This window comes from Pseudomonas sp. G11-1, assembly GCF_024031555.1.
In the GTDB taxonomy this organism is placed as follows: Bacteria; Pseudomonadota; Gammaproteobacteria; order Pseudomonadales; family Pseudomonadaceae; genus Halopseudomonas; species Halopseudomonas bauzanensis.
Genome location: NZ_QEYQ01000002.1, coordinates 172,927 through 191,467, shown reverse-complemented (window position 1 = coordinate 191,467; position 18,541 = coordinate 172,927). Strand labels below are relative to the sequence as shown.

Sequence of the window (18,541 nt, the reverse complement as noted above, 5' to 3'; positions counted from 1 at the left end):
GGATGTCGAAACACCATCAGGAGACCGCTCCACTTGTGGAGCGTGTCATCTTCAATAACCGACTGATCATGCTGCTGATCTTTGCGGCACTGACCATCTTTTTCGGTTTTCAGGCGACCCAGGTCCGCCCGGTCACCAGCTTCGAGAAGATGATCCCCCTCGAACACCCCTATATCGTCAACATGATCGAGCATCAGGACGATATGGGCAATCTCGGCAACTCCATCCGGATTGCGGTTGCCATTGAAGATGGCGACATCTTCTCTACCGAATACATGGAGACCCTCAAGCGCATCAACGATGAGGTGTTCTTCCTGCCTGGCGTGGACCGTGCCAATCTGCGGTCGCTATGGACACCGAACGTGCGCTGGACCGAAGTGACCGAATACGGTTTCGACGGTGGTCCGGTTGCCAGCAAGCCCGCTTACCTGACAGCAGAAGATCTGGAAGAGCTGCGTGTCAATATTCTCAAGTCGGGTGAAATCGGTCGGTTGGTGGCGAATAACTTCAAGTCCACCATCATCGATGTGCCGCTGCAGGAATCCTATCCCAACCCGGAAAACCAGTCGGAGCAGATCCGCCTGGATTACGGTGAGTTCTCCCGCCTGCTGGAAGAGAAGATCCGCAGCGAGTTCCAGAACGAGAACCCGAATATCAGCATCCACATCATCGGCTTTGCCAAGAAGGTCGGCGACCTGATCGACGGTATCATCAAGGTGGTGATGTTCTTCGGCGCGGCGCTGCTGATTACCTTCGTGCTGCTGCTGATCTTTACTCGCTGCCTGAAAAGCTCGCTCACCACGCTGGTCTGCTCGGTTATCGCGGTAATCTGGCAGCTCGGCCTGTTGCGTACCATGGGCTTCGGTCTGGACCCTTATTCGATTCTGGTACCGTTCCTCGTATTCGCCATCGGTATCTCCCACGGCGTGCAGATCATCAATGCCATGGCGATCGAATATGCCGGGGCGGATGATGCCTATACCGCAGCCCGGCGCGCCTTTCGCTCGCTGTACATTCCGGGCATCGTGGCGCTGGTATCGGACGGTGTGGGTTTCGTGACCCTGCTGCTGATCGAGATTGAAGTAATCCGCGAGCTGGGTATTGCCGCTTCCGTTGGGGTGGGTGTGATCATCCTGACCAACCTGATGCTGCTGCCAATCCTGATGTCCTATATCGGTATCGGCAAGGGTGCGGTGCAGCGCAACCGGGATCTGGTTTCTCGTCCGCAGAAGCTGTGGCAGTCCATTTCCGGCTTCGCCCATCCAGCGGTGGCACCGATTTCCGTGGTGCTGGCCATTCTCGGCTTTGCCTTCGGCATCTATTACGGTAAAAACGTCGAGATCGGCGATCTTGATCCGGGTGCACCGGAGCTGCGCGCCGATTCGCGCTACAACCTGGATAACGATTTTATCATCCGTAACTACTCGACCAGTTCCGACGTTCTGGTGGTCATGGTCAGTACGCCGCCGGAGATGTGTTCGGCCTATGAAACCATGGAAGCCATCGACCAGCTGGAATGGCGCATGAGCAACCTGGCCGGTGTACAATCGGCGGTATCGTTGGTGACCGTGGCCAAGCAGGTGATCATGGGTAACAACGAGGGCAGCCTGAAGTGGCAGGCGCTGTCGCGTAACCAGGACAACCTGAACACCGCGATCAGCCGCGCCCCTGAAGGCATGTTCAATGCCAGCTGCTCACTGGCACCGGTGATGATCTTCCTCAACGACCACAAGGCTGACACGCTCACCCGGGCTACCGCTGCGGTCGAGGAATTCGCCGAGGAATACAACACCGAGAACATCACCTTCAAGCTGGCTGCCGGTAATGCGGGTATCGAAGCGGCGACGAACGTCGTGATCGAGAAGTCCCAGCTGAAAATGCTGCTTACCGTTTATGCGGTGGTCATCCTGATGTGTCTGGTGACGTTCCGCTCGATCCGTGCGGTGCTCTGCATCATCATTCCGCTGGCGCTGACCTCGGTCCTTGCCAACGCGCTGATGGCGTTCCTCGGCATTGGAGTGAAGGTGGCGACCCTGCCGGTGATCGCGCTGGGGGTGGGGATCGGTGTCGACTACGGCATCTATATCTACAGCCGCCTGGAGACCTATCTGCGTCAGGGGATGCCGCTGCAGGAAGCCTATTACGAAACCCTGAAAACCACGGGCAAGGCGGTGACCTTCACCGGTTTCACCCTGGCCATCGGTGTGGCGACCTGGATCTTCTCCGCGATCAAGTTCCAGGCTGACATGGGCATTCTGCTGACCTTCATGTTCCTGTGGAATATGTTCGGTGCCCTGTGGCTGTTGCCGGCCCTGGCGCGCTTCCTGCTCCGTCCGGACAAGATGCGCAACTGATCTGTGCAAGCAGGACGAAAGGCCGCCCGGGTAACCGTGCGGCCTTTTTGTTTGTTCGGTGGGTGGGTCTCCCGGAAAGTCACCGCCTATGGAGTGGCGGGTTCGAGCTCGACACAAGGGGCAGGCGCAGGCTGGCAATGATCATGAGGTAGCATTTGCTGGGGGCGGGAGTCCCGGCAGCACCTGCACTTGCGATGGGGGTTCAGACTTCGGGGTACAGCCCTTCGGGTTTGGCGGCCTGTTCTTCCTCCGCTTCCCGGCGGCGGCTCTGGATGACCATACGCACGGCACGCCACAGCGGCTTGCCGCGCCAGGGATGGTGAGCACGGCCGAACAGGCAGGCATTGAGTTCGTCGAGAGCCTCTTCCAACTCCAGGTAATTATGTGCCAGGCCAATCAGCCCCTCGCCATGCTGCTGGCGCGCCCAGGCTTCCAGCGCCTTGCGGGCATCCGCCGGCTGGTTGATCCGGCAGGCCGCCTGCAGGTCCGCCAGGGGGTTGCCCTGATCCTGGTTACCCAGGTCTTCTTCGGCTTCCGGTAGGCTGAAGTCGGCCAGCGCCTGGCGGGCCTGACGCAGAAAATACAGACTGGCCGCCAATGCCAGTATCAGTAGTGCGGTTGCCAACTGCCAGGGCCAGAGCAGGGCGGACTCGGCCGTGGGAAAGTTGACCGGACTGGCAGTGGGTGAAAAGTCGCCACTACGACTGACGTTCAGGGTGACCGCATCCAGTGTGGCAGTCTCCAGTCGGTCCTGCTCGGTATTCCACCAGTTGACCACGACTGGCGGCAGGGTATAGGAACCCTCCTGCAGGGCGACCAGCGCGGCGCTGTCATGCCGTGCGCTGCTGATACCTTCATCACTGTTGCGGCTTTCCAATCGTGGTTGGTCGGCATACTGACGCAGTTCATCGACCGTGCCCGTGGTCAGACTCTGCAGCGCCGGCAATTGGCTGGCATTCAGACCGCTGGCTTCCAGGATCAATGTTCGTGTCAGGGGCTCGCCACTGAGCAGATCAATGCCGGGGTCCGGTTGCCAGGTCTGGCTCAGGCTCAGCGCCGCCGCCGGTAACCAGGGTGCGCCCGCAGGATAGCTGTCAGGGACAGGTCTTACCTGCAGGCGAATGCTCGGCGAGCGCACTTGGACCAGCTTGCCGGTGCGCGCCGAGAATCGCTCATTGCTGGTGGGTTGCAATACCGTGGCGCTGAACAGTTGCGAGGGGATATCCAGCTCGCCGCTCTGTTGGGCGAAGATGGCATAGCGCATCTCGATCACGCCGTGGCGTACTCCGTTCATGGTCCGCTCGAAATGCCGGGGCGGCCCCAGGCTCTCTACGCGGGCATTGGGTATGTCCAGGCCGCTCAGGGTGGAATCATCGAACAGCGATACCGAATGGTAGATGCGCAGGGTCAACAATACCTGGGCCTGCACATAGGGCGTTTCGATATCCACTTCGCTGTCGATGAACACCGGTGCCAGTTGCGCGCTGCTGTCGCTGGCGGCCTGCGCTGCCGACAGTACCTGCAGGGAGACCGGCTGGCTCGTCACTGCGCCCAGCTGCAGCGGCGGGATGACCACGAAGCCGGTGCGCAAGGGGAGCAGAGTGACTACCCAACGGGTGACGGGAGTGGTTTTGCCGTCGATCTGGCTGACCAGACTCAATTGCCGGGTGCGCTGTACTTCGAAGTTTTCTTCCAGCGGGGTCAGGTCCAGCTCGCTCAGGCGGCTGGCCGAAGGTGTTTCCAGGGTCAGCTCCAGGGCTTCACCTTCCACCAACCGGGTGCGGTCGACGCTGGCATCCAGAGCAGCGTGGGCCAGGGGGCTGAGCACCACTAACAGCCACAGTGTTATCAATCTGATCATCGCGGCGGTTCCTGTTGCTGCAGATGTTGATAGAGAAATTTGCGCCGCAACAACTCCGCCGGGTCGTCCGGAATCTCCCTGAGCCATTGTTGCAGTGCCTGTCGCTGTTCCAATGCTGCGTTGTTGTTTTGCTGCTGTGGGCCGCGTGGGCTGGTTGAGCCACCTTCTTCCAGCTGCGGACCACTGCCCATGGTGGGGCTAGCCTGGCCGTTATTCAGATCGCCAGATGCCGCGGCTCCGGTCGCCGGCGTTGTGCTGCCCGGCGTCGTTTCAGCATTGCTGCCCTGGGCGGACGTTGGCGCGGCGGGGGTGGGCTCTTTGCCGTTGCCGTTCCCAGCCGTTTGACTGCCGGTTGTGCGAGGCTGTTCCCCTGATGAGGCCGCGTCTCCCTCAGCACTGGCGTCTTTCTGTTGCTGCTGTTCGGCCTGCTGTTGTCGCAGCTGCTCCAGCAGCGCCTCGATGATACCGCGGTTGTGCCGCGCGGCGGTATGTCCCGGGTCCCGGGTCAGGGCCTGCTCGTAGGCTTCCAGCGCCGGTTGATAGTCGCCGGCCATGGCCTGAGCGGTACCACGGTTGAAATGATGCTCAGCATTGTCGGGCTCGGTGGCGGCCAGTGCTGCCCAGGCCGCGGCGGCTTGCTCGTAGTCTCCGGCCTGATATAACGCCCAGGCGCGCCAGGCTGGATCGCTAAAACGCTCGGCAGCCGCGGCGGGCTGCTGTTGCTCGAGTAGCTGCATTGCCTGCTGGTCGGGGCGTTGCCAGAGATCCGCCCAGCTCAGGGCTTGCGCTGGTGGTGGCAGCAGCGCCGCAATCAGGAGTACCCCTAACCAGCCGCGCCGTGCTCCTAGCGCGGCTAATGGCAACAACAGCAGCACCAGCCAGTGGCCTTGATCCAGTGGCAGGCGACGATCGCTCATATCGGCGTCGGTGGTGGTGCGCAAGGGCTGTAGCAAGTAATCCAGGTCCCGATTGCCGACCGTGATGCCATGGTAACGACTACCATGCTGGCGGGCCACCGCTGCCAGCTGTTGACCATTGAGCCGGGGCAACAGGATACGCCCCTCGCTGTCGCGCATGAAACCGCCCTCTGGCAGAGGAACCGGCGCACCGGAGGCGGTGCCAATGCCCAGAATGGCCAGTTGCGCGCCGAGTTCCCGGGCATGGCTGGCCAATACCTCACGCTCCGGGCTATCCAGACCGCTGGTCAACAGCAGTATCTGCGAGGTGCTCTGTGGGTGGCCGGAAAGCATTTGCCGGGCCAATACCATCGCCTGGTCCAGGTTCTGGCCGTCGATCGGCATAATTTCCGGGTCCAGGGCCGTCAGCAGGCTGCGCAGCGTATTACGATCCCGGCTCAGCGGGCTCACCCGGTGGGCGCTGCCGGCGAACGCGACCAGCCCCAGCTGGCTGTCAGGATAGTCCTGCATCAAGGTACGGATCTTGTGTTTGGCCCGCTGCAGGCGATCAGGTGCAAGATCGTCGGACAGCATGTTGCGCGATACATCAAGCACCATGACCACCGCACTGTCCGGTAACCGCCGGGGTTGGCTGGTGCTGTCCATCACCGGACCGGCCAGCGCCAGGATTGCCAGGGTCCAGGTCAGCCCGAGAAGGGCAAAGCGCAGCGCGTGACTGCCGCCGGGATGTTGTTGCAGCAACCAGGGCCGCAGCGAGGCGGGCAGCAACTGTTCCCAGCCCGATTGACGCCAGCCGCGCTGGTATAACAGCACCAGCAGAATGGCGGCCGGTGGCAAGACCAGCAGCCACAGCGGGCGGGCGAAGGACAGGCCGAGCAATTCAGTCATGCTGGTGACTCCGGCGTACCATGTAGCTGGATAACGTCAGGCTCAGCAGTAGCGCCAGCGCCAGCGGCCAGGGATACAGTGGGGTGGCCTGGCGATCGGGCAGGCCTTCGCGCAGTGCTGGCTCCAGGGTATCGAGCTGTTGATAAATGGCTTGCAGATCGGCTTCGTTGCGGGCGCGGAAATAGGCCCCACCGGTGAGGTGGGCAATCTCTCGGAGGCTCACCTCATCCAGTTCGATGGACGGATCGAACTGCAACCCCCAGAGACTGGACGTGACGCCATCCGGGGCCAGGGTGTCGGCACCCACGCCGATACTGAAGATGCGGATGCCATGCTCCGCGGCCAGCCGGGCAGCGCGCAGCGGGCTGACACTGCCGGCGGTATTGGCGCCATCGGTGATCAGAATCAGCACCCGGCTGGCGGCGGGTTCGTCCAGCAGCCGTTTGATCGCGAGGCCAATGGCATCGCCGATCGCGGTTTCACGGCCGGCCAGGCCGATAAAACTTTCGTCGAGCCATTCGCCGATGGCCTGGCGGTCATGGGTAAGGGGCGCCTGGACATAGGCCTGCGAGCCGAACAGGATGAGCCCCAGGCGGTCCCCCCGGCGGCGTTCGACAAACTCACCGAGCAGGTGTTTGACCAGCGTAAGTCGATCAACGGGTTTATTGTCCAGCTGCATATCGCGAAACTCCATGCTGCCGGACAGGTCCAGGGCCAGCATCATGTCGCGGCCGGTGACCGCCGTGGGCAAGCTGTCGCCCAGTAGCTGGGGGCGGGCGGCGGCCACGACCAGCAGCGCCCAGACCACCAGATATGGCCACTTGCGGCCGGGACTGCCCGGCTGGGCTGCCAGCGGTTGCAACGCTTGCAGCCGTTCCATGAAACCGACCTGCAATGCGGCAGAGCGGGTTTCGGCCGGAGGCAGCCAGCGCCGATACAGCCAGGGCAGCGGCAGCAACAGGAAGCACAGCGGCCAATGGAATTCAAACATCATGATGGCGCACCCAGCGGCGCAACTCTGCGAGCAGGGCCTGGCGCTGTGCCGGGCTCAGATCGACCTGCGGTCGGTAGAGATCCGCCGCCAGCGGTTGCAGCGCCTGGCGCTGGGCCCCCGGATAGCGGCTGCAGAGATAATCGAGCCAGGCCTCGCCAAACAACCGGGTCGCCGCGACATCGCCCCGTTGCTTCAACAACTGCTTGATCCGGGTGTTGATCGCGGCCAACCACTGGGCATCCGGCAGGCTGGCCGGCACATCCGCGACTACTCGCCAACTCTGGCGCTGCTGCCGCCGTTGCCGCCGTCGGGCATGGCGCAGCAACCAGGGCAGCAGTAGGGCGATCAACAGAACACCGATCACCAGCAGCCACCAGCCGGGGGCCGGGGGCCACCAGGGGATAGGCGGCGGCAGCGCCGGGTGGGTAAGTTGTGCCTGAAGCGCCTGTTCCATCAATGCCGCCTCCGCGCGTACATGCTCAACATCAACTGGAGCTGGTCAATCGGCGTGCGACTGGTCTCCAGCGGCTGCAAGCCGCAGCGCAACCGGCTCGCGAGCCGTTGCCAGCCTTGCTGGCGGGTCAGGAATTGGGCGGCCCAGGCCTCACGCAGCGACGCATTGGTGGTGTTGAGTGTAAGCCGCTGCTGACCCTGCACAAATTCCAGCCCTGGACTGCTGGGCAGGCTGGCCTCCAGTGGATCAAATATCGGCAACAGCACCAGATCACTGTGCGCGCTCAAGGCATTGAGCAGCGGCTGGCTCAAGCCATCGATGGCAGCGTGATCGCAGAGCAGATAGAGGATACTGCCGGGGCGAATCACCTCGCGGCTGTGGCGTAGCGCAAGATTCAGCGGTTCGCTGCCAGGCGGGGCGGTGCTCGGTTGCAGCGCCTGATTCGCTTTGAGCAGTTGGCTGAACAGCTGCAGGATCGCCCGTCGACTGCGACGCGGGCGCACCTCATGGCATTGCTCGGCATCGAACACCATACCGCCGATGCGGTCGTTGTGTGCCAGCGCCATCCAGGCGATCAGGGCGCAGGCCTCTGCAGCCAGCACCGATTTGAAACACAGCTGAGAGCCGAAGAACAGCCGGCTGCTTTGTTCGCAGATGATGAATACCGGCCGTTCGCGCTCTTCATTGAAAACCTTGGTATGGGCTTTGCGGGTGCGTGCGGTCACGCGCCAGTCGATATTGCGAATGTCATCGCCCGGCTGGTAAAGGCGCACCTGGTCAAAATCGATGCCCCGGCCACGCAACCGCGACAATTGCTGGCCGGCCTGACGCCCGGAATGCAGCGGGCGCCCGGACAGTGGTAGTTCGCGGCAATGCCGGCGCTCCTCCAGCAACGAGTCGAGGGTGACGTAGACCGCGGCGTCACTCATGTCTGTCTAGACCACGGCAACGGATTCGACCAGCAGGGTGATGGCCCGGTCGGCGTCGATGCCGGCCGCTTCGGCCTCGAAACTGAGCATCAAGCGATGGCGCAGCACATCATGGACGATGGCCTGCACATCCTCTGGGCTGACGAAATCCCGCCCGGCCAGCCAGGCGTGGGCGCGGGCGCAGCGGTCCAGAGCGATGGTGCCGCGCGGGCTGGCGCCCATCTGGATCCATTCCGCCAGCTGCGGGTTGTACAGCTCTGGACGGCGGGTGGCCATGATCAGCTGGATCAGATATTCCTCCACGGCCTCGGCCATGAACAGGCCGAGCACTTCCTGACGAGCAGCAAGAATGGCGGCCTGGCTGACCTGCTCGGCAATACGCGGCTCGAAGCCCTTGGCTTCGCCCCGGGCCAGATGCAGGATCTGGCGCTCCAGCGCGGCATCGGGAAAACCGATGCGTACATGCATCAGGAAGCGGTCCAACTGGGCCTCGGGCAGGGGGTAGGTGCCTTCCTGCTCGATCGGGTTCTGGGTGGCCATCACCATGAACAGCTCAGGTAGCGGCCAGGTCTCGCGGCCGATGCTTACCTGCCGCTCGGCCATGGCTTCGAGCAGAGCCGACTGTACCTTGGCCGGGGCCCGGTTGATCTCATCGGCCAATACCAGATGGTGGAAGATCGGCCCCTGTTGAAAGCTGAAGCTGGCGGTTTCCGGGCGGTAGACCTCGGTGCCGGTAATGTCCGCCGGCAGCAGGTCGGGGGTGAACTGGATGCGGTGAAAATCCGCCTCGATACCTTCGGACAACACCTTGATCGCCTTGGTCTTGGCCAGCCCCGGTGCCCCCTCCACCAGCACATGACCACCGGCGAGCAGGCAGATCAGCATGCGGTCGATCAGCTGCTCCTGGCCGAAAATCTGCTGGGCCATGAAGGTTTTCAACTGGAGCAATGACTCGCGATGGGACATGAAGCAGATTCCTTGGCTGGTCGGTCTTCCTGCAATGGGTGTCACTTTACCGAAAAGCCCATGGTCTAGACTAGGGTCTGTTCCCGCTTCATTTGCCACCGCATCGGCGAGGCATGATGAAGTCTCGGTATGGCCTGCCCGGAGGTATCATGGCTTTCATAGTTGCCAGCGACAGAAAAGAGTTTCTGCAGATCGTCCAGCAGCGTCTGCAGGCGTTGGTCGAACCGGATGAGCAAGAGGCGGTGACTCTATTCGCACGGCATTTCTTCGGTATCGCGACCCTGGAGGAATTGCTCGCTCGCCAGGACACCGATTTGCTGGGGGCGGTGCTATCCGGCTGGCGGATGCTGCAGCAGTTCGATGACAGCAAGGGCAGCATCCGGGTATTCAATCCGCAGGTGCAAAATCACGGCTGGCATTCGCCCCATACGGTAATCCAGTTGTTGCATCTGGACTCACCCTTTTTGGTGGATTCGGTACGTATCGAACTCAATCGCCAGGGCTACGCTATCCATGTCCTGCAGAACAGCACCTTCATGGTGAAGCGGGATGCTGCTGGCCGGCTGCTGGAGCTGCATCCGGCGGCGGCCCGGGACGAGGAGTTGCGCGGCGAGTCGGTGATGCATATAGAGGTTGATCGCTGCGCCACGCCAGCGGAACTCAAGGCGCTGCAGGCTGGGCTACATGAGGCGCTGCAGTATGTGGAGACGGCGGTTGCCGGCTATGTTCCCATGCAACGGCAGGTTCAGGAGTTGAGCGTGCAGTTGCGGGGCGAAGATGCCGGCTGGTTCGACACTGACACCCGGCTGGAGGCGGCGGCCTTCCTCGATTGGTTGCTGGAGCATTTCATCTTCCTGGGTTACACCCGCTTTGCCATTCGTGAAGGGCTCGGCGAGGGGCGGCTGGGTCTGCAACCGGAGCACAGCCTCGGCATTGCCGCGCTGGACCCGCCGGATGAGGGTATCCAGGGCCTGCCGGAGGCAGTACTGGACTATCTGCAGTCGCCCATGCTGCTATCCTTCGCCAAAGGAGCGCAGAACAGCCGGGTCCACCGGTCGGCCTATCCGGATTACATCTCTATCCGCGAGGTGAACGATGCCGGGGAGGTGACGCTGGAGCATCGCTTCGCCGGGCTCTATACCTCACGGGTTCATAGCGCCGATGTGCACAGCATTCCCTGGCTGCGACGCAAGGTCGAAATGGTGCGCCGTGACTCCGGCTTCGAGACGCACAGTCATCTGGGCAAGGAGCTGGATCAGGTGCTGCAAGAGCTGCCTCGGGATGACCTGTTCCAGGTGTCCTCCCAGCTGCTCAACGAGACGGCGCTGGGGATAGTACAGATTCAGGAGCGTAACCAGGTCCGGTTATTCCTGCGCCGGGGCAACTATGCCCAGTTTTATTATTGCCTCGCCTACATCCCCCGTGACATCTACTCCACCGCCGTTCGCCAGCAGATACAACAGGTATTGATGGCACGTCTTGAAGCGTCCGACAGTGAATTCTGGACGTTTTTCTCCGAATCACAGCTGGTCCGTGTTCAGTTCATTCTGAGCGTTGACCCGCGGTGCAACCTGGAAATCGACCACGTGAAAATTGAACGGGATGTAATACAGGCCTGCCGCAGTTGGGCTGATGATTTCAACGAGCGTCTGCGTGGCAGCCTGGGTGAGGCCGCTGCCGCCGAGGCCCTGGCCCATTTTGGCGACGCTTTTCCGCCGGGCTACAGCGAGCGCTTCAACCCGGCGACGGCGGTCGCAGATGTCCAGCAGTTGCTCGCGCTCGATAACGACAACCCTCTGGCCCTGAGCTTCTACCAGCCGCTGCAGAGCAGGACCGGCGAGTTGCACTGCAAGCTGTACCACCGGGGCGGGTCGCTGCCGTTATCGGATGTCATGCCGGTGCTGGAGAACCTCGGACTGCGCGTGCTCGGCGAGTTTCCCTTCCACCTGCAGCGACGGGACGGGCAAAGCTACTGGATACACGACTTCGTGTTCAGCTCGACGCTGGACCCGGAAATGGACATGGAGGATGTCAATCAGCTGTTCGGCCAGGCATTTGCCGCGATCTGGAGTGGCCAGGCGGAGAACGACAGCTTCAACCGGCTGATCCTGCTCGCGGGTATCCACTGGCGCGAGGTCGCTGTGCTGCGTGCCTATGGGCGTTACATCAAGCAGATCCGCATGGGCTTCGAGTTGCCCTACATCGCCGCGACGCTGATCAGCCATGCCTCGATTGCCCGGGAACTGGCACGCCTGTTCAAGACCCGCTTCTTCCTGGCCCGCAAAACCTCGGCCGGCGAGCTGGAAGACAAGCTGGAGCAGGCCATTATCGTCGGCCTGGAAGAGGTCGCGGTGCTTAACGAGGATCGCATCCTGCGCCGTTTCCTGGCGTTGATCAAAGCCACCGTGCGTACCAACTTCTACCAACCGGACGCGCAGGGTCAGCCGAAGCCATACATCAGCCTGAAGTTGGACCCGGCCTCCCTTCCCGAGTTGCCGTTACCCCGGCCGATGTACGAGATTTTCGTATATTCGCCGCGGGTCGAAGGGGTGCATCTGCGTGGCGGCAAGGTGGCCCGGGGTGGGCTGCGCTGGTCCGATCGCGAGGAAGACTACCGCACCGAGGTGCTCGGTCTGGTCAAGGCGCAGCAGGTCAAGAACGCCGTGATTGTACCGGTCGGCGCCAAGGGTGGATTTGTACCGCGGCGACTCCCGGTCGGCGCTGAGCGTGACGAGATACAACAGGAAGCCATCGCCTGCTACCGCATCTTCATTCAGGGGTTGCTGGATGTGACCGATAATCTGGTGGATGGCCAGGTAGTGCCGCCGCCCCAGGTGATCCGCCATGATGACGACGACTATTATCTGGTGGTGGCGGCGGACAAGGGCACTGCCAGTTTCTCCGATATCGCCAATGGTATCGCCGCGGATTACGGTTTCTGGCTGGGTGATGCCTTCGCCTCGGGCGGCTCCGCCGGCTATGACCACAAGGCCATGGGCATCACCGCACGGGGTGCCTGGATCTCGGTGCAGCGGCATTTCCGAGAGCTGGGCGTGAATGTTCAGGAAGATCCGGTCACGGTGATCGGTATCGGCGACATGAGTGGCGACGTGTTCGGTAACGGCCTGCTGCTTTCGCGCTCGGTGAAATTGCTGGTGGCCTTCAACCATCTGAATATCTTCATTGATCCTGATCCGGACCCCGAGCGCAGTTTCGCTGAGCGCCAGCGACTGTTCGAGCTGCCGCGTTCGAGCTGGAAGGATTACGATCCGCAACTGATTTCCGAGGGGGGGGGAGTCTTCTCCCGCAGTCTCAAGCAGATCACGCTGACGCCGCAGATGAAGGATGTGTTCGATATCGCGGAAGACCAACTGACGCCGGCCGAGCTGATCCACCGGCTGCTCAAGGCGCCGATTGACCTGCTGTGGAATGGCGGCATCGGCACCTATGTGAAAGCCTCGACCGAAAGCCACGCCGAGGTGGGTGACAAGGCCAATGATGCGGTGCGGGTGGACGGGCGCGACCTGCGCTGCAAAGTGGTAGGCGAGGGCGGCAACCTGGGCATGACCCAGTTGGGCCGAATCGAATACTGCCTTAACGGTGGTGCGGCCAATACCGACTTCATCGATAACGCTGGCGGGGTCGACTGTTCTGACCATGAGGTCAATATCAAGATCCTGCTCAATGAGGTGGTCGCCGCCGGTGACATGACTGTCAAGCAGCGCAACCAGTTGCTGGCGGACATGACCGAAGCGGTGGCCGGGCTGGTGTTGCTGAACAACTACCAGCAGACCCAGGCTATCAGCCTGGTAGAGCGGCAGGCGCACCGTGCCATGACGGAATATCGACGCTTCATCACCGCCATGGAAGCCAGCGGCAAGCTCAGTCGCGCGCTGGAGTTCCTGCCCGAGGATGACCAGTTGGCGGATCGTGCGGCCAACGGCATGGTGCTCACCCGACCGGAACTGTCGGTGCTGATTTCCTATGCCAAGACGGATCTGAAGGAGAAACTGATCGCCTCCGAAGCGCCGGAAGACCCCTGGCTGGCCCGAGAAATGGCAACCGCCTTCCCACCGCGACTGGTGCGCGAGCATACCGCTGCGCTCGCCGGACATCGGCTGCGTCGGGAGATCATTGCTACCCAGTTGGCCAATAACCTGGTGAACCACATGGGCGTCACCTTCCTGCGGCGCCTGGAACAGTCCACCAGTGCCAGCGCCGGGCAGATCATGGCGGCCTATATAGTGGCGCGGGATGTGTTCCGCTTGATGGAGCAATTCGACAACATTGCTCATCTGGATTATCAACTGCCGGCGACTATCCAGCTGGAGCTGATGGATGAGCTGATGCGACTGGCGCGAAGGGCTACCCGCTGGTTTATCCGCCGCGGGGGGCAGGCGGCCGGTTCGATCTCCCCTGGCGGGCAGCCAACCGCTGCGGAGCAGCAACCCGATACCGCTGACCTGGTGGCCCATTTCGCCCCGCAGATCCAGGAGCTGGATGAACACTTCGATGACATGCTGGAGGGGTCGGTACGCCAGCTTTGGGAATCGCGCTTCGAGTACTATACTGCCGCCGGTGTGCCGCCCGCCATCGCTCGCCTGGTCGCTGGCGCGGGGCACTTCTACACCATGCTCGGGGTGATCGACGCGGCGGACGCCACCGGCCAGCCCGCGCAGCGGGTGGCCCAGGTCTTCTTTGCGCTGGGCAGCGAGTTGCAGACCACCTGGTTCGTCAACCAGATCAACGCATTGCCGGTCGACTCCCATTGGCAGGCACTGGCAAGGGAATCCTACCGCGACGAGCTGGAAAGTCAGCTAGGCGCGATGACGGTGTCGGTACTGCAGGCGGGCAACAAGGACACGCCGGTTGAACAGTTGCTGAGCGACTGGCTGAACCACAATCAACTGCGGGTGCAGCGGTGGCAATCATTACTGCTCGAGTTCAGAAGCGCCGGCCAGAACGATTACCCGATGATCGCCGTTGCCATGCGCGAGCTGGCGGACCTCGCCGTCAAGACCCGACAGGTAACATCCATGGAGCAGCATGCAGGAACTGATCATTGATCTGGCGTTACCCGCCGAGCGTTACCTGGCCTGGTATCGTGGCCAGGCCGGCAGGGTGGTGATGCGCAGCCGTGATGGCCGCAGCGTCAGCTTGCCGGCCCATCATCTGCGGCCTTTCCTGCGCCATGAAGGTATCTATGGCAGCTTTGTCATGCGGTTTACGGACGAGGGCAAGTTGGTTTCTCTGGAGCGCCTTGGCTAGATTGGCTTTGCAGCTGATTTGCACGTTAAAAAGCTCGCGCAAAACGGTATACTCCGCGCAGCCATTCATTACCAGGGCCTCCCCATGTATTCCAACCTGCGTTCCCTGATGTTTCGCCTGCCTGCCGAAACCTCCCACGATCTGGCATTGGACATGCTCGGCGCAGCCGGCCGCCTGCGCCTGGCGTCCCGCTTGGCACGGCCAGTTCAGCCTCATCCAGTGAAGCTGCTGGGCATGACCTTCGATAATCCGGTTGGGCTTGCCGCCGGGCTGGACAAGAACGCAGTCGCGGTAGATGGCCTGGCGGGTCTGGGGTTCGGCTTTGTCGAGGTGGGCACGGTGACGCCTCGGCCGCAACCTGGTAATCCCAAGCCGCGCCTGTTCCGTCTGCCGCAGGCCAACGCCATCATCAATCGCATGGGTTTCAATAACCTGGGTGTGGATGCCCTGATGGAGCGCGTTGCCAAGGTCCGTTATCGCGGGGCGTTGGGGATCAATATCGGCAAGAATGCCAGCACACCGGTCGAGCGCGCGGTAGATGATTACCTGTATTGCCTGCGTAAGGTCTACAGTCACGCCGGCTACGTGACGGTGAATTTGTCCTCGCCGAATACGCCCGGGCTACGCACGCTGCAGTATGGCGATACGCTGAAGGTGCTGCTGGGCCAGATCAAGGCCTGCCAGCAGGAGTTGGCCAGTCTGTATGATCGTTACGTGCCGATCGCCATCAAGATCGCTCCAGACATGACGCCCGAGGAGGTGAGTCTGGTAGCGCGCACCTTGCTGGCGCAGGGTATGGACGCGGTTATCGCCACCAACACCACACTGGATCGCACGCGGGTGGCAGGACTGACGCATGCCGATGAGGCGGGTGGCCTGTCGGGTGGTCCCCTGACCGAGGTATCGACCGAGGTGATCCGAGTGCTGGCCGGGGAGCTCAAGGGGCAAATGCCGATCATCGGGGTTGGCGGTATCTTGAGCGGCGCTGATGCGGCGGCCAAGATCAACGCGGGTGCCAGCCTGGTGCAGCTCTACAGCGGTTTCATCTATCGCGGGCCGGAGTTGATTCGCGAATGTGTGGATGCCATCGCAGCCCTGCAGAGCGGCGCGGCGGAAACGGCCAGAAGCTGAATGAAATGGCCCCCGTAAACGGGGGCCTTGGGCCTCGCAGGCCCGACGCTTGGAGTAAGCGCCTTGGGAGAAAAGGGGTGAGGAGGGGATTACCCTACCGCGCGCATCTCGTTGAGTCGATGTACGCCTGAAATACCGGTGAATCCTGCCCAGTGATCGGCTCTGCCTTCACGCCAGCCATTGATCCAGTTTTGCCTGGCGGTGGTACTGTTGAAGGGACAGGAGTCTTGAGACTTGCCTTGAACGCCGTTCTGATATCCGCGCAAAAATGCTCGTTCCATCGGATCACGCTTTAGTCTTCTCATAAAGTACAGCCCTCGAGTGGTATGACAGCCCGACCGTTGTTCGGGGTCGGGATATGGCGCAGAAGAAGGGCCCTCTGCACCGGAGTCCGCAATAGTTGCGGATTCCTTATTCGGTTTACCAACGCAAAGTCTTGAGGTCCGTTGTACCCTATCGGAGCGGGCTTTGGAACGGTATTGGAAAGATCGAATTGGCATACTGGTATCATTGTTTAGAAGTCTCCATGCAACATAAACGTAACACTGCTCTGGAAATCAATGAGATGCGCGACACCCTTGAATTTTTTATAACCTGCCCGAAAGGTATCGAGGGCCTGCTGCTCGACGAGCTGCGCGCTCTTGGGGCAGGCTCCGCCCGGGAAACCGTCGCTGGGGTATATGCCGAGGGTGATCTGGAGCTGGGTTATCGGATATGTCTGTGGTCACGCCTGGCCAACCGGGTACTGCTGATCCTGGAGCGCTTTCCGGCCAGCGATGCCCAAGGCCTGTATGAAGGCGTGGCACGGGTGCAATGGGCCGACCATCTTGAACCCGACGGCAGCCTGGCCGTGGACTTCACCGGACAGTTGGCTGGCGTGGACAATACCCACTTCGGTGCGCTGCGGGTCAAGGATGCGATTGTCGATCGTCTGCGGACCCCGGAAGGTATTCGCCCTTCGGTGGACAAGGTAAGCCCGCATCTGCGGGTGAATGTGCATTGTCGCAATGGCGAAGTGCAGTTGGCGCTGGACCTGTCCGGCAACAGCCTGCACCAGCGCGGCTATCGCCTCCAGCAAGGCGCCGCGCCGCTCAAGGAAAACCTCGCCGCCGCCGTATTGATTCGCGCCAACTGGCCGGCATTGGCTGCCCAGGGCGCGGCATTGGCCGATCCCATGTGCGGCTCCGGTACGTTCCTGGTGGAAGCAGGCCTGATGGCGGCGGATATCGCCCCCAACCTGCACCGCCAGCACTGGGGTTTCAGCCACTGGCTGCAACATGTGCCGGCTTTGTGGCAGCGGCTGCATGCGGAGGCGCAACAGCGCGCCGAGGCTGGCCTGACTCGTCCGCCACTTTGGATTCGCGGCTATGAAGCCGATCCACGGCTGCTGCAGCCGCTGCGCAACAACATTCAGCGGGCCGGCCTGGCGGAGTGGATCAAGGTCTATCAGGGTGAGCTGGCGACCTTTGCGCCCAACCCTGACCGTGGCCAGGCTGGCCTGATCGTCTGCAACCCGCCCTATGGCGAACGGCTGGGCGACACCGCCAGTCTGGTCTATCTGTATCAGAAACTGGGCGATGTGCTGCGTACGCAGTGCACCGGTTGGCAGGCGGCGATCTTCACCGGAAACCCCGAACTGGGCCGGCGCATGGGTATCCGCAGTCACAAGCAGTATTCGCTGTTCAATGGCGCCTTGCCCTGCAAATTATTGATGATGGACCTGCAGCCCGAACGCTATATCACCGGGGCCGCGCCGCATCAGGCGGAGCGGGAAGAAGGGCGTGACATCGCCGCACCGGTCGAGACCGGTGCGCGGCTCAGTGAATCGGCGCAGATGTTTGCCAACCGACTGAAGAAGAACCTGAAAACGCTGGGTAAGTGGGCGCGGCAGCAGAACATCAGTTGCTACCGGCTATATGACGCGGATATGCCCGAATTCGCCGTGGCGATCGACCTCTACGGCGACTGGGCCCATGTGCAGGAATATGCCGCCCCGGCGAGCATCAGTGAAGACAAGGCCCAGGCCCGTCTACAGGATGTGTTGGTGGCATTGCCCCAGGTGCTGGGCATTCCGGCCAGCCAGGTGGTGCTCAAGCAGCGCCAGCGGCAGACCGGCAAGCAACAATACCAGCGCATGGATCGCCGGGGCGAATTCATGACGGTCACCGAAGGGCAGGTGAAGCTGCTGGTCAATCTGACCGATTACCTGGATACCGGCCTGTTCCTTGATCATCGGCCGATCCGCCTGCGCATCGCCGACGAGGCGCGGGGCAAGCGGTTTCTCAACCTGTTCTGCTATACCGCCAGCGCCTCGGTGCATGCGGCGGTGGGCGGCGCGCGCAAAACCACCAGCGTGGACCTGTCGAAGACCTACCTGGACTGGGCGCGGCGTAATCTGTCGTTGAACGGCTTGTCCGACCTGCATCAACTGGTGCAGGACGATGTCATGAAATGGCTGGAGCAGGACCGCGGCGAATACGAGCTGATCTTCATCGACCCGCCGACCTTTTCCAACTCCAAGCGCCTGGACGACGTCTTCGATGTGCAGCGCGACCATGTGCAACTGCTGGACATGGCCATGGCGCGGCTGGCGCCGGGCGGGGTGGTGTATTTCTCCAACAATTTCCGCCGCTTCCGTCTGGATCCGGTGCTGGAAGAAAAGTACCAGGTGCAGGATATTTCCGCGCAGACCCTGGACAAGGACTTCCAGCGTAATACGCGGATTCATCGGACGTGGCGGTTGAGTCGCTAAGTCAACAGTAAGCCTGTGATGCGCCAG

At 61.8% G+C, this 18,541-nt stretch carries 12 protein-coding genes; 5 read left to right on the top strand and 7 right to left on the bottom strand.

Annotated features, from left to right (window positions below):
* Positions 1-2 precede the first annotated feature (2 nt).
* Complete coding sequence (locus DHB74_RS07025; protein ID WP_499161102.1) at positions 3-2,354, top strand: efflux RND transporter permease subunit; 2,352 nt, start codon at positions 3-5, stop codon at positions 2,352-2,354.
* Between the two features lie 202 nt (positions 2,355-2,556).
* Here the strand turns inward: DHB74_RS07025 and DHB74_RS07020 are convergent, their stop codons facing one another.
* Genes DHB74_RS07020 through DHB74_RS06995 form a run of 6 tightly spaced genes read right to left on the bottom strand, consistent with a single transcriptional unit; the run spans position 2,557 to position 9,363 of the window.
* Positions 2,557-4,215: a BatD family protein gene (locus tag DHB74_RS07020; protein ID WP_499161101.1), complete on the bottom strand. Its 1,659-nt coding sequence runs from the start codon at positions 4,213-4,215 to the stop codon at positions 2,557-2,559.
* The gene (locus DHB74_RS07015) at positions 4,212-6,020 is read right to left on the bottom strand and encodes a VWA domain-containing protein (protein ID WP_499161100.1); all 1,809 of its coding nucleotides are present in this window, start codon (positions 6,018-6,020) and stop codon (positions 4,212-4,214) included. Before DHB74_RS07015 ends, DHB74_RS07020 begins: the two co-directional genes overlap by 4 nt.
* Positions 6,013-7,014, bottom strand: coding sequence for a vWA domain-containing protein (locus tag DHB74_RS07010; protein WP_499161099.1), 1,002 nt, complete (start codon positions 7,012-7,014; stop codon positions 6,013-6,015). Before DHB74_RS07010 ends, DHB74_RS07015 begins: the two co-directional genes overlap by 8 nt.
* Positions 7,004-7,468, bottom strand: coding sequence for a DUF4381 family protein (locus DHB74_RS07005; protein ID WP_051611299.1), 465 nt, complete (start codon positions 7,466-7,468; stop codon positions 7,004-7,006). Before DHB74_RS07005 ends, DHB74_RS07010 begins: the two co-directional genes overlap by 11 nt.
* Positions 7,468-8,397, bottom strand: a complete 930-nt coding sequence (locus DHB74_RS07000; RefSeq protein WP_136869850.1) for a DUF58 domain-containing protein — start codon at positions 8,395-8,397, stop codon at positions 7,468-7,470. Before DHB74_RS07000 ends, DHB74_RS07005 begins: the two co-directional genes overlap by 1 nt.
* Before the next feature lie 6 nt (positions 8,398-8,403).
* Positions 8,404-9,363 carry an AAA family ATPase gene (locus DHB74_RS06995; protein ID WP_036992391.1) on the bottom strand — a complete coding sequence of 320 codons (960 nt, stop codon included), beginning with the start codon at positions 9,361-9,363 and terminating at the stop codon, positions 8,404-8,406.
* Positions 9,364-9,512: 149 nt separating this feature from the next.
* On the opposite strand from DHB74_RS06995, the gene DHB74_RS06990 reads away from it, so the two are divergent.
* From DHB74_RS06990 to DHB74_RS06980, 3 genes are all read left to right on the top strand, one after another.
* Positions 9,513-14,429 (top strand): NAD-glutamate dehydrogenase, encoded by a 4,917-nt coding sequence (locus DHB74_RS06990; RefSeq protein ID WP_499161098.1) that lies wholly within the window; start codon positions 9,513-9,515, stop codon positions 14,427-14,429.
* Positions 14,410-14,631, top strand: coding sequence for a DUF2835 domain-containing protein (locus DHB74_RS06985; protein ID WP_036992390.1), 222 nt, complete (start codon positions 14,410-14,412; stop codon positions 14,629-14,631). The genes DHB74_RS06990 and DHB74_RS06985 overlap by 20 nt, the downstream gene beginning before the upstream one ends.
* Before the next feature lie 84 nt (positions 14,632-14,715).
* Positions 14,716-15,762, top strand: coding sequence for a quinone-dependent dihydroorotate dehydrogenase (locus DHB74_RS06980; RefSeq protein WP_499161097.1), 1,047 nt, complete (start codon positions 14,716-14,718; stop codon positions 15,760-15,762).
* Positions 15,763-15,851: 89 nt separating this feature from the next.
* Here the strand turns inward: DHB74_RS06980 and rmf are convergent, their stop codons facing one another.
* The gene (gene rmf / locus DHB74_RS06975) at positions 15,852-16,067 is read right to left on the bottom strand and encodes a ribosome modulation factor (RefSeq protein WP_074779925.1); all 216 of its coding nucleotides are present in this window, start codon (positions 16,065-16,067) and stop codon (positions 15,852-15,854) included.
* A gap of 260 nt (positions 16,068-16,327) precedes the next feature.
* Here rmf and rlmKL point away from each other — a divergent pair, with 260 nt between their 5' ends.
* Entirely contained in the window at positions 16,328-18,514 is a 2,187-nt protein-coding gene (rlmKL, locus tag DHB74_RS06970) for a bifunctional 23S rRNA (guanine(2069)-N(7))-methyltransferase RlmK/23S rRNA (guanine(2445)-N(2))-methyltransferase RlmL (RefSeq protein ID WP_499161377.1), read from the top strand.
* Positions 18,515-18,541 lie beyond the last annotated feature (27 nt).

Excerpts from the sequence above, each read along its gene's own strand:
- DHB74_RS07025 (WP_499161102.1), top strand. The coding sequence starts at position 3 with ATGTCGAAACACCATCAGGAGACCGCTCCACTTGTGGAGCGTGTCATC.
- DHB74_RS07020 (WP_499161101.1), bottom strand. The coding sequence starts at position 4,215 with ATGATCAGATTGATAACACTGTGGCTGTTAGTGGTGCTCAGCCCCCTG.
- DHB74_RS07015 (WP_499161100.1), bottom strand. The coding sequence starts at position 6,020 with ATGACTGAATTGCTCGGCCTGTCCTTCGCCCGCCCGCTGTGGCTGCTG.
- DHB74_RS07010 (WP_499161099.1), bottom strand. The coding sequence starts at position 7,014 with ATGATGTTTGAATTCCATTGGCCGCTGTGCTTCCTGTTGCTGCCGCTG.
- DHB74_RS07005 (WP_051611299.1), bottom strand. The coding sequence starts at position 7,468 with ATGGAACAGGCGCTTCAGGCACAACTTACCCACCCGGCGCTGCCGCCG.
- DHB74_RS07000 (WP_136869850.1), bottom strand. The coding sequence starts at position 8,397 with ATGAGTGACGCCGCGGTCTACGTCACCCTCGACTCGTTGCTGGAGGAG.
- DHB74_RS06995 (WP_036992391.1), bottom strand. The coding sequence starts at position 9,363 with ATGTCCCATCGCGAGTCATTGCTCCAGTTGAAAACCTTCATGGCCCAG.
- DHB74_RS06990 (WP_499161098.1), top strand. The coding sequence starts at position 9,513 with ATGGCTTTCATAGTTGCCAGCGACAGAAAAGAGTTTCTGCAGATCGTC.
- DHB74_RS06985 (WP_036992390.1), top strand. The coding sequence starts at position 14,410 with ATGCAGGAACTGATCATTGATCTGGCGTTACCCGCCGAGCGTTACCTG.
- DHB74_RS06980 (WP_499161097.1), top strand. The coding sequence starts at position 14,716 with ATGTATTCCAACCTGCGTTCCCTGATGTTTCGCCTGCCTGCCGAAACC.
- rmf (WP_074779925.1), bottom strand. The coding sequence starts at position 16,067 with ATGAGAAGACTAAAGCGTGATCCGATGGAACGAGCATTTTTGCGCGGA.
- rlmKL (WP_499161377.1), top strand. The coding sequence starts at position 16,328 with ATGCGCGACACCCTTGAATTTTTTATAACCTGCCCGAAAGGTATCGAG.